Genomic DNA, 11,328 nt, shown 5'->3' on the forward strand with positions numbered 1-11,328 from the left:
TTAGCTTGAGCATAATGAAATCACTTTCAGTTTTTAAAAGCCTCTTTAGCTCTTCAAACTTCTGTTTTAATCGAGCTCTTTATAAACGGAATCTCGATGCATTTTATACGAAAGGGGATTAAAATTTTATAAAACGGCGATTGAAATTTCGGTTTTGCCGCCGCTATAAACGGGCAGGTTGATCCGCGATTTTCAGGGGCAAAAAGAGCGCTTTAAAAGCCTCGTGAGCCGAAGCGGAATTTGGACGTAACGGCGGCGTTTTGCTTTGCAATTTGAGTTAAAATTTGATATGATTGTGCGAAATTTATATTGAACGGCTTTTTAAAATGAATAAATTTATAACCCAAAAAATAGGCGCGCTCGCGGGCTTTAGCAATGAAATTTTAAAAATTTTAGCATCGTTTGACGCGGATGTTTCGGATGTCAGGCTCGCTTTGCAAATTTCAAAAAATACCCCCTTTGCGGATAAAATTTTAGATTTAGCCTTTTGCGGTTTGTCTAAATTTAGCGTCGAGGAGCTCGCGAGGCAAAATTTCGGTGCCGCGGATGAGCAGTGCGATCCCCAAAGTACGAAGCCCATAGGATGCGGCCTGCAAGACGCCGCAGACGAGTGGCGGCAAAACGAGTGCACCTCGAGCGAGAAAAAAGGCACAGACTTAGCAGGGCAGGGCGACATTCTTAAATTTAATCATCCAAACGGCGCAAACGGCGTAAATTGCAGCGACGAGAATTTTAAATTTAACCTCTCGCAAGCAGCAAGCGATACGCAGCGGCAAAATCAGCACGCCGCTGCGAGAGCTGATTGCGCGCTAGGTTCGAGTATTTCCACGCAAGCCGAACGAGCGCATAGACGAGAGCCGATACAAGCGCAGCAGCAAAAACAGGGGCAAGAATGGGAGAAGGCGCAGGAGCAGGGGCGAGAGCAGGGCGCCGCGGCACTAAAAACGCTAAATTTACAGCGAGCGTTTGAGCTTTACGGGCGCGAGCAGATGCGGGCGTTTTTTCTATTCGCCGTATTCGACGCGATGCTAAAGCCGGATTTGCAGGCGTATCGCATCGATCGCGAAAAGCTCACGCAGGTCTCGCTACTGCGAAATCTGCTTATGTTTTCGTGGATCAAATCCTACCCGCAGATTGAGCAAAGTATCCTCTCAAGCGTGATTTTAGTGGAATTTGGGCGGGTTTTTATCGACGAGCAGGTGTGTGCTACGGGCAAGGCGGAGGAATTTTACCATGCTATCAAGGGCTCGATCTTTCCGCAGGACTTTACCGACGTGGAGATGGAATTTAGCGGCACGAACCGCGAAAGCGTCTCGCACGCGCTATTTGCGCATTTCGGGCTAGAGCAGATCGCGCAGGACGCGCTGTATTCAAACGCCCCCGACGACGCGCCTTTTGAGAACAAATCCCGCTACGCGATGCTAAAGATCGCCAAAACCGCGGTCAATGTCTACCATCATTTTGACGAGCTTAGCATCGACAACGCTTTAAATTTACTAGTCGAGTTCGGCTTCGAGCAGGAGGCGTTTTTAGAGGCGAAAGGCGAAATTTCGATATGAAAGAGTTTCTGCGCGCCTTTAACTCGGGCATATTTGAAAAGGATCTCAGCGGCGAGCAAAAGGAACTCGCGCGCAACCTCCTAAATATCGGCGCTATCAGCGCGCACAAGGGCAAGCTCTATCTAAACGACGGCTATGTTTTCGGTAGGCTCGACATCGCGCGCGACGGCACGGGCTATCTGCAGAGCTTCGACGATCGCTTCAAGGCAGATCTCATCATCGAAAACAGATATTTAAGCGGCGTGCATCTGGGCGATCTGATCCTAGCAAAAATTTTAAGCTCAAGAAAGTCCCGCCTGCACGCAAAAGTGCTAATATGCGTCAAGCCCGCATTTTTAACGAGCGTGGTTTATACCAAAAGCTTCGGGCGCGAAATTTTAGGCGTGAACGTCAAAACCGGCCTCGCAAATCCGCTCAAAGCCACGCAAAAATCGCTCAAGCAGCTGCCCGCAAACACCCTTTTAAAGATCGATAATCTAACGAATGAGATTACCGAGGTGATCGGAAGCCTAGCCGATCCCTTCGTCGATGAGAAAATTTCTTTAGCGATCTACGATAAAAACGACGAATTTAACGAAGCGTGCAAGCAGCAAGCCGCGAGCTTCGGCAGCGAAGTGGACGAGGCGCTGTATCCGCAGCGCGTGGATTTGCAGCATCTGCCCTTTTGCACTATCGATCCTATCGATGCCAAGGACTTCGACGACGCGATCTATTTTTACGTAAAAGAGCGCACGCTTTACGTCGCGATCGCTGACGTGAGCGAATACGTAAGCGAATACTCGCCGATCGATAAGGAGGCGAAATTTCGCGGCTTTTCGATCTATTTCCCGCACAGATCCGTGCCGATGCTGCCGCGCGAGCTTAGCGAAAATATCTGCTCGTTGATGCCTGATCTGCCGAGGCTAGCTTTTGTTTTTAAAATCGCTTTGGATGAAAATTTAAACCCGCAAAAGCAGGAGCTTTTCGAAGCGATTATAAGATCAAAACGTCGCTATAATTACGACGAGGTCGATGAAATTTTACGCACCCGCAAGGCGTGCGAGCCTGAAATTTTAAGCTGGCTCTTGCCGCTTAATGAAATTTGCGAGCGCCTGCGCCGTGCGAGGCTGAAGCGCGGATTTGATTTTCGCACCAAGGAGCTTCGCATCACGCTTAATGAGTGCGGTTTTATCAATTCCACCCGCTTCGAGACCGACACCCCGTCGCACAAACTCATCGAGGATTGTATGCTGCTAGCCAACAAAGCCGCTGCGGCGCGCATCGAGCGGGGCGTTTTTAGAAATCACGGCTCGGCGGAGCTTAAAAAAATTTACGCGCTGATTGACGATCTAGCGCTGTTTGGCATCGACGCGCCGTATCAGAGCAACCTTGCTAAAATGATCGGCGAAATTCAAGCGCAAGCCGATACCATGGGGATCCGCGAGGAGGTCGATAAGCTCATCATCAAGGCTCAAAAGCGCGCCGAGTACGGATCCGAATCTCGCGGGCATTTCGGGCTCGGATTTGATAACTACACGCACTTCACAAGCCCGATCAGGCGCTATTCCGATCTCATTTTGCACCGCCTGCTAAAGGCGCAGATGAGGGGAGATGAGAAATTTTATAATTACCTGCTTTTAAACATCGATGCTACGTGTGCTCGGTTAAACGAGCTCGAGCGCGAGGCGGATAAGGTCGCGTTTGATTTTATGGACCGAAAATTTGCGCGCTGGGCCGCAGAAAATTTGGGCAAAAAATTTCGCTGCTACATCGACGAAAACGGAAATTCAGTCACCGCAAAGTTAGACGACAAGCTAAAGGGGGCTAAAATTTTAGTTTCAAATTTCGCCGGCGACATTTTAACGCCCGTGCTAGTTGAGCTTACGGACGCAAACATCGCTAGCGGAGTGATTTTAGGCAGGGTGGTAAAGAAGATCTGATGTATAGGAAAGAATTTGACGGGCTTATCGCAAGCGGCAGGGTGCCTAATTTCGTGCTTTTACGCGGCGGAGACGATTTTTCAAACGAGCTTTACGCGCAGCGCCTGAAGCAAATTTACGCCGCGGAAAATTTTTTGAGTTTGTATTTTTTGGAGTATGATTTTGAGCAGGCGCGGAGCTTCTTGGAGCCCTCGCTTTTCGGCGGCAGCAACACGCTTCATATCAAAACGACTTCGCTTATCAAAAAAGAGGAGTTGCGAAGGCTCATCGCGCTGTGCAAGGCGGACGCAAATAACCATCTGATCTACGAGCTAAACGATAGCGAAATTTCGGTGAGCGCGGATTTTATCAAGGAATTTGAACGAAACGAAGTGAGGTTTTTCAAACCCTCGGGCGTAAACGAAGCCATAGCGCTGCTTGCGCAAAAATGCGAGATGTGCGGGCTTTTTGCAAACACCGCCGCGCTTAGCAGGATCTACGCCATCCACAACGAAAGCCTGAGCCTAAGCGCGAGCGAGATAGAAAAATTTGCAAGTCTGGGGCTTGAGCTTAGCCTGCAAAACGTAAATTTGATGGTTTATGGCCTTAGCGAGGTGAGCTACGACGAGCTTTTCGATAAAATTTTCAGCCTTTGCGATTTTCGCGTAGATTTTTACAAAATGGCTCTGGGCGGCGGATACAACGAGATGGAGCTGATAAATTATTTCTACCGCCTGATTTATAGAATTTTTCGCCTGCATGCTTACGTGAAAATAAACGGCAGATTTGATTTTAAGGCGGTTTTAGGCTATCAGCCGCCCCCTTCCGTGGCCGCACAGATGCAGCGCTATGCCACCGGTTTTTCAACGCGGACGTTTTATAAAATTTTCGCTCACTTAAACGATTTGGAATTTGAACTCAAAAGCGAAAAGAACGCGGCGAAGGATGAGCTTTTGCTTGCGTCGTTTTTGAGGTTGCAGCGCATGTTACTAAGTTCGCTCGGACAAAAAGCAAATATTAAGTGAAATTTCAGTAATATCCCCTTGCATTTTTTGCAAAATCCTTGCCCGCAGACACCGTTTGCGAGCTAAAATCCATAAGGAGAATTTATGAGAAACTACGAGGTTTTATTCATCGTTAAGCCCACGCTTACCGACGATGAAGTTAAAACAAAAGTCGATTTCGTCAAAGAAATCATAACCAAAAATGGCGGAGAGATCGCTTCCGTGATCGAAATGGGCGCTAGAAAGCTTGCCTATAAGATCGACAAATATGAGCGCGGAGTTTATTTCGTAATCTATTTTAAAGCCGAGCCGAGCTTGATCTCCGAACTTGTTAGAAATCTGCGCATCACCGAAGATATCATTAGATTTTTGACCGTCAAATATGAGACTAAGCGTGAAATTTCCGCTTGGGATAAACTAAGCAAAGGTATCAAACTAAGCCCTGCGAAAAAAGAGCGTGAGCCAAAAGCGCCGGTAGAGCCAAAAGAGCCCGAAGAGGCAGCCAAAGAGGGCGAATAAAGGATAAAATATGTTCAATAAAGTAGTTTTGGTAGGTAATTTGACCCGAGATATCGAGCTTAGATATCTGCAAACGGGCACCGCCGTAGGCAAAACCGGCATCGCCGTCACACGCAGATATAATAGCTCAAACGGCGAGAAACGCGAAGAAACGTGCTTTATAGACATAGATTTTTTCGGTCGTACGGCCGAGATCGCAAATCAATACTTGCGAAAAGGCAGTAAAATTTTGATCGAAGGTCGCTTAAAGCTAGATCAGTGGCAAGATCAGAACGGGCAGAACCGAAGCAAGCACTCTATTAGCGTAGATACGATGGAGATGCTAGGAAGCAATCAAGGTGGAAGCGGCGGCTATAATCAAGGCGGCAATTACGAGGGCGGCAATTATGGCGGAAGCTCCGGCGGCTACGGCGGCGGGAATTCTAACTACGGCGGCGGCGGTAATTACGGCGGCGGAAATAGCTATGCTAATAGACAAAACTCAAATTCTAGAGGCGCAAAAAACGATTATAACGCGCCTAAACAAAAAGAGCAGAGTTACGAAAGCACGATTCCGGAAGTCGACGTCGATGCCGATAAATACGATGACGGCAACGACACGATCCCATTTTAATTAAGGAAAAATCATGGCAGATAAGAGAAAATATACTAGGAAGTATTGCAAATTTACGGAAGCAAAGATCGAATTTATCGATTATAAGGACACGGCGCTGCTAAAGCACTGCCTAAGCGAGCGCTTTAAGATTATGCCGCGCCGCCTAACCGGCACCAGCAAAAAATACCAAGAGATGGTAGAAAAGGCTATCAAGCGCGCGCGCCAAGCAGCCCTTATACCTTACATCGTCGATCGCAAAGACGTGGTCGTAAATCCATTCGAAAATCTTTAAATTTTAGCGGTACAAAGCCGCTAAAATTCCCCCTATTTTAAACTCTAAATTTTAAAATTTAAGCCCGCTCTTATATATATATATATAATTCCACCTATATTTTTTCAAAGGAGAAATTATGGCAGAGAATGAACAAGAGGAATATTTGGAATGTCCTTTTTGCGGCAAAGACGACATCAAATACGGTGCGGTCGTATGTAGCGGATGTCAGGCGGAGATCTCATATCGTAGGTCGTGGATAGGAACGCTCTTTTTTTCTATACTTTGGCTTTTCTTTGGAGCGGCTTTTGCTAAAGGTCATAATACTGCATTAATTATAGTTTTGGTTATCGGCGTGCTAGGCATCATCTGTGCTTATGTGGCAGCAAAAGATCATAGCCCGCAATTTCATAGGACCATGAAGCACGTAGAATAGCCTTGCTTATATTTTGTTGTCTAATCGGTGATTAAATTTCATAATTTTCGGTTAAATTTAAAATTGGAAAATTATGTCGTTTAAATTTCAAGGATAAATTATGAATTTTTTCCTAGCCTTCCTCGTCGGTAGCGGTTTGGGTGAGGGGCTTGTAGCTATTATTTTAGTCTGTATGCTCGTATACGTGATAGGTGGTGGCTTCAATGCCGTTCTCGCTTTTATTCCGGGCTTTATAGTGTTTTGCATTGCAAAGGCATTTTTGGAAGGCTTGACTTCTAGCGTAAATAATAGATTTGTTGCGTCTGTCGTACCAATTGTGGGAGGCTTAGTTCTAGGATATTTAGTGGGTGCTTCCGTATATGAAAGTGAGCAGGCAAAAGATGCCGAGCATGAAGTGCAGAAGCAACAAAGTATGACGCAGCAAGATAAAGTCTATTATATCCAGCGAAGTTTGATGTTTAGCGGCTACGGCGTGACGATCGACGGTAAATGGGGCAAAAAAACTATGCAAGCGTCACAGAAATATTCGGGCTCGTCCGCGACCTCGATCGACGAGCTTTATGAGGCGGTCAAGGCTAAAAAAGAGGGCAGAAGATAAAATTTAAATTGCAAGCAAAGCTCGTCTGGCTAAATTTTTAAAATTTGCTGGTTTGTTTATCTCTTATCGGGCGCGCCTTTAAATGCAACGTAGTGATTTCCAAAATTCTTTAGATTCGCCTGGAAGTTTAAATTTTAATATGATTTGAATGCTTTAAAGGCAGAAGGAAATCTGCTTGCATATGATGTCCAGAACTTAAATTTAGAGATTTTGCCTTAGAGGGTTTGGCGAATAACACTGCCGCCGAATGATTCTGGCTTAAATTTAATGGATTTCAGCTATAAGACACAGCGAAATTTACGTTACTTTGTGCCTTTTCTAAAAGCATAATGCCTCAGCACTCGAGCGAGCAAAATTTTATCTCACATCGCTACGCTTTGACCTGAAGTACGCGACACATTCTAAGTCACGAAAAACTAAAATTTTTATACCTCCGAAGCTCGCATCGTTTGTCAGAAAGCTCGTGCCTAAATCAAAATCCATACCTCCCAAAACCTCGCTAGCTAATATTTTTAATTTTGGATTGTAAATGAGATAAATACCGAGGCGGCAATCTTTAGCGGATGAAATTTTATACGTAAAAAAACCGAGGTTTGGATTTGCTATGAAAGTTTCAATTTCTTAAACTCGCGACTATATTTTCTTTGCGAAATCGCGTTAAATTTAAGGCTATCTATCCTGGAGAAGTTAACGGCGTATTCCTTCAAGCAAGCGAGAATGAAAGAGAAGCGGTAATTGCCATTTTCGTAAAATATCTCGCTCGTTATTATTTCGCCGGACGCCGCATCGCATCTTTGATCTGTGCTCATAACGCATTTTAGTTCATAATATCCATTTTGCAAATCTCCGATGTAAAATTTCAAATGCAATTTTTCATTGATTTGTTTTTTTGGGTAGCAATAGCGCATCGTTGAAGCTTATGCCCGCAAAAATTCTTTCTAGCGTATGCATATTTTTATGCAGCCCTGCTAAATACGCCTCGTACCGCCGCTCTCTTAAAGCATATTCGCCGTCGTTTATATTGCCCTTGATCTCCAATCTAAGTCAAAATATATCACTTCAATCTCTTCGGTTTTAAATTTATCGCTGCCTGTTCGCTACAGCCCCAAGAAATTCTCATCGTTTTTGATCTTTTCGATGATGTCGAGCGTGGCGTAAAATTCGTCGTAGAAATATGGCATCTCGAGCTTGAAAAATTTAAAGCTTAGCCCCTCCAGCACCTTGAGCGAGTGTTTATTTTTAAGCAAAAATATGAAAAATACCCCATCTTTTTCCAGCGCGTTGAGGTAGTTTATTTCGCTTATATTTGCGCGCAGGATCTCGGCGTCGAGGATGACGACGTCGGCTACGTAGATGAAGTCGTTTAGGTGCCTCTTTGCGCTCTCCCAGTTGGAGTTTGGCATCACGTCGCAACCAAGCCCGTTTAAAAAATCTCGCAGCTCCTCGAAGATCGCGCGGTTTTTATGCGTGATGATGACATTGTAGTCGTATTTTTTAGCGCTAAAATCCTGCTTTTGCGCAAAGCAGCTAAGTACCGCATCCATTTTGATAAAGGTTCCGCGCCCGTCAGCTCCAATACTTGGATGCGAACCGAGTGCACGCAAATGGGTCTGCGCTGAAGTAAGATACTCATCATCCGTGCTAGCAGCGCTTTCTAGTGCACTTTTAAGCGCATAGGTGCGCGGATCCTTTAGCTCGCGATCGATGCCTACGCGAACATCGAGCTTGATAGAGCTCATATTCGCTCTAAGTTCCTTGCTACTAAATTCCACGCTTACGCGGATTGGCTCAGCGATATTTTGTAGAAAAAACTCGCACGCGTCAAAGACTGCGCTAGTGAGATTTAGCACCTCGCCGCCGTAGATACGCGGTAGCTGCGGCGGGAAGCTAAGATAGAGCGTGCTATCGTATTTCGTGCACTCCTCAAATAAAATTTCGCTTTGAAATTTTAAAATTTTTAAAATATCGATCTGCGCGATATCCTCGCGTCTAGGCACGACGGAATCGCTTTCTTTGGCTTTAGGCTCAGCGGAGAAAATTTTGCCGCTTACGGCGGGCTTTTTAGCAAAAAGTTTTCTTGCCGCAAAGCCTGCCGTCGCAGCCAATATTGCTAGCGCGCCTAAAACCACGGCTTTCATAGCACAAGCATCCCATCGCCATAGGAGTAGAAGCGGTATCTTTGCTCCACTGCGATGCGGTAGAGCTCAAGCGTGCGCTCAAGGCCGATGAAGCTCGCTACGAGCATTATCAGCGTGGATTTGGGCAGGTGAAAATTTGTAAGCAAAAAATTCTGTCTTATCGGCGGGTTGCCCGGGTGCAAAAACAGCTCGCAGATTCCGCTGCTTTGCCCGTTACGTGCAAAATTTTCGATCGTTCTCGTAACGGTCGTACCCACGCCTAAAATTTTTCGCTCGCTTTTTAAAATTTGCGCGGTCTGCGGCGGGATAGAGTAGAGCTCGCCGTGCATCTTGTGATCGCGCAGATCCGCTACTTCCACGGGCTTAAAGGTGCCCGCGCCTACGTGCAGCGTGATAAAATAAATTTCGTGGTTTTTGCGCAGGTCGTTTAGCATCGCATCGTTAAAATGAAGGCTCGCGGTGGGTGCGGCGACGGCGCCTTGTTCGCGCGCGAAGATGCTTTGATACCAGCTCTCGTCCTGCTTGGTATCGGCGCGCTTGATATACGGCGGCAGCGGCACGTGGCCGATACGTTCGCAAATTTCAAAAACATCGTGGGTGTTTAAAGCTTCGCCGCCCTGCTCAAACTGCACGATGCGAAGCCCGCCTTCCATCAGCTCGCAAACGCGCGCATTAAGGCCCGCCTCAAAGCTAAGCTCGCTGCCCGCTTTGACGCTGCCGCGAATATAGGCGCTAAATTTATTGCCCTCAAGCGGCGAGTTTAGCAGAAGCTCGATCTTGCCGCCGCTATTTTTGTGACCGAAGAGGCGCGCCTTAATCACCCGCGTGTCGTTAAAAATAATATCGCAGGGCGGCAGGGCATCCGCCAAATCGCCGAAGTGCGCGTGCGTGATCTGCTCTTTGGTGCGGTCGTAGATTAGCAGGCGCGCGCTTTGTTTGGGCATCACGGGAGCGCTTGCGATGAGCTCGCTAGGAAGCTCGTAATCGTAGCTGCCAACTAAATTTAGATCCGCCATCTCACGCCTGCGCTACGTCCGTGGAATTTTCGATTTCGTCATCCTCAGGCTTATACGGATTTATCATTTTGGCGATGAAGATCGAAAGCAGATAAAGCGCAATTAGCGGAGTTGCGAGCATAAACTGACTAAGCACGTCCGGCGGCGTCATCACCGCTGCAAAGATGAAAATAATGACGATTGCGTAGCGAAAAAAATCGCTCAGGCTTTTATTTGTTACAAGCCCGATCTTAGCGAGGAAAAAGGTTACTACAGGAAGCTCGAAGCTGATGCCAAATGCGACGATGAGCTTAGCGAAAAAGCCTACATATTCGCCGATCGTAGGCATCGCAGTAAATTGCTTGGCGCCAAAATTTACCAAGAAATTAAATGCGACGGGGATTACGAAAAAATAGCAAAACGCCGCGCCTAAAAAGAACATAATGCTCGCTCCGCTAACGAAGGGGATGACGTATTTTTTCTCGTTGTCGTAAAGCCCAGGCGCTACGAAAAGCCACGCCTGCCAGAAAATTATCGGCATTGCTAGAAGTAACGAGGTGAAAAACGACACCTTCATCGCAGTAAAAAAGGTCTCGCCAAGCTGGGTAAAGATGATCTCACTGCCCTTAGGAAGCACGCGCACTAGCGGGCGGGTCATAAAGCCTAAAATATCTTCCCAAAAGCCGAAGCACGCGATGAAAAGGACGATGACGGACAGCACGCAGATCACTAGGCGCTTGCGAAGCTCGGCTAGATGCGGTTTTAGCTCTTCAAACATTAAATTTCTCTCTCATTATGATTTTTGCGTATCGTTATTTTGCGCGGAATTTTGCATAGAATTTTGCGCATCGCCGTTTAAATTTGCATTCAAATTTTGCGCGGCGCTTTTCGCTTCACCGCTTGCATTGGTATTTTGTGCGGAATTTTCTGCGCTGCTCGCGCTCGGCATGGAATTTTCGCCTTTGTTTTCGGCACTCGAATTCGTGCTTTTGCTTTCAACGCCGGAATTCATTGCGCCGAGGACGGAGCCTTGCATAGAGTTTGCGGCGCAGGCAGAGCTTTGCGCGGAATTTTCTTCGCTCGAATTTGCTTTTAAATTTGCCGTCTCATTCTGTTTTTGCGCCGAGACTTCCGCGGAATTTAACGTGTCTTTTACGGAGCCTTCTATATTTTTTAGACCCGCATTTAGCGTCTCTTTGACGGAGTTCATGCCGCCTTTTATCTCGTCGAGCTCCTCAAACGTGAGCTTTTTGCGCACACCCTCGCTTGCTTGCGTGATGCTCTCTTTATATTTTTTGGCATCCTCTTTGAGCTC

11 protein-coding genes and 1 pseudogene are annotated in these 11,328 nt (G+C 46.6%); 8 read left to right on the top strand and 4 right to left on the bottom strand.

What is annotated here, in order from left to right:
• Nucleotides 1–326: 326 nt before the first annotated feature.
• From Q0340_RS01805 to Q0340_RS01840, 8 genes are all read left to right on the top strand, one after another.
• Nucleotides 327–1,559 (top strand): hypothetical protein, encoded by a 1,233-nt coding sequence (locus Q0340_RS01805; protein WP_298081919.1) that lies wholly within the window; start codon nucleotides 327–329, stop codon nucleotides 1,557–1,559.
• Complete coding sequence (locus Q0340_RS01810; protein ID WP_298081920.1) at nucleotides 1,556–3,478, top strand: ribonuclease R family protein; 1,923 nt, start codon at nucleotides 1,556–1,558, stop codon at nucleotides 3,476–3,478. The genes Q0340_RS01805 and Q0340_RS01810 overlap by 4 nt, the downstream gene beginning before the upstream one ends.
• On the top strand, nucleotides 3,478–4,482 hold the full coding sequence (locus Q0340_RS01815; RefSeq protein WP_298081921.1) for a DNA polymerase III subunit delta: 1,005 nt from the start codon (nucleotides 3,478–3,480) through the stop codon (nucleotides 4,480–4,482). Before Q0340_RS01810 ends, Q0340_RS01815 begins: the two co-directional genes overlap by 1 nt.
• Before the next feature lie 84 nt (nucleotides 4,483–4,566).
• On the top strand, nucleotides 4,567–4,980 hold the full coding sequence (gene rpsF / locus Q0340_RS01820) for a 30S ribosomal protein S6 (RefSeq protein ID WP_005873267.1): 414 nt from the start codon (nucleotides 4,567–4,569) through the stop codon (nucleotides 4,978–4,980).
• A 10-nt stretch (nucleotides 4,981–4,990) separates the two neighbouring features.
• Nucleotides 4,991–5,593, top strand: coding sequence for a single-stranded DNA-binding protein (locus Q0340_RS01825; RefSeq protein ID WP_298081922.1), 603 nt, complete (start codon nucleotides 4,991–4,993; stop codon nucleotides 5,591–5,593).
• A gap of 13 nt (nucleotides 5,594–5,606) precedes the next feature.
• Nucleotides 5,607–5,867, top strand: coding sequence for a 30S ribosomal protein S18 (gene rpsR, locus Q0340_RS01830; protein ID WP_295151385.1), 261 nt, complete (start codon nucleotides 5,607–5,609; stop codon nucleotides 5,865–5,867).
• A gap of 118 nt (nucleotides 5,868–5,985) precedes the next feature.
• The gene (locus Q0340_RS01835; protein ID WP_298081923.1) at nucleotides 5,986–6,282 is read left to right on the top strand and encodes a hypothetical protein; all 297 of its coding nucleotides are present in this window, start codon (nucleotides 5,986–5,988) and stop codon (nucleotides 6,280–6,282) included.
• Between the two features lie 100 nt (nucleotides 6,283–6,382).
• Nucleotides 6,383–6,880 carry a hypothetical protein gene (locus Q0340_RS01840; RefSeq protein WP_298081924.1) on the top strand — a complete coding sequence of 166 codons (498 nt, stop codon included), beginning with the start codon at nucleotides 6,383–6,385 and terminating at the stop codon, nucleotides 6,878–6,880.
• Nucleotides 6,881–7,977: 1,097 nt separating this feature from the next.
• On the opposite strand, the gene Q0340_RS01845 is transcribed toward Q0340_RS01840, so the two are convergent.
• The 4 genes and pseudogenes from Q0340_RS01845 to Q0340_RS01860 form a co-directional block, all read right to left on the bottom strand.
• Nucleotides 7,978–9,018, bottom strand: a complete 1,041-nt coding sequence (locus Q0340_RS01845) for a hypothetical protein (protein ID WP_298081925.1) — start codon at nucleotides 9,016–9,018, stop codon at nucleotides 7,978–7,980.
• Nucleotides 9,015–10,034, bottom strand: a complete 1,020-nt coding sequence (gene queA, locus Q0340_RS01850) for a tRNA preQ1(34) S-adenosylmethionine ribosyltransferase-isomerase QueA (RefSeq protein WP_298081926.1) — start codon at nucleotides 10,032–10,034, stop codon at nucleotides 9,015–9,017. The genes Q0340_RS01845 and queA overlap by 4 nt, the downstream gene beginning before the upstream one ends.
• 1 nt (nucleotide 10,035) lies before the next feature.
• On the bottom strand, nucleotides 10,036–10,791 hold the full coding sequence (gene tatC, locus Q0340_RS01855; protein ID WP_298081927.1) for a twin-arginine translocase subunit TatC: 756 nt from the start codon (nucleotides 10,789–10,791) through the stop codon (nucleotides 10,036–10,038).
• A 384-nt stretch (nucleotides 10,792–11,175) separates the two neighbouring features.
• Nucleotides 11,176–11,328, bottom strand: a pseudogene (locus Q0340_RS01860) (Sec-independent protein translocase TatB); the annotation flags it as partial.

The organism is uncultured Campylobacter sp., assembly GCF_938045595.1.
In the GTDB taxonomy this organism is placed as follows: Bacteria; Campylobacterota; Campylobacteria; order Campylobacterales; family Campylobacteraceae; genus Campylobacter_B.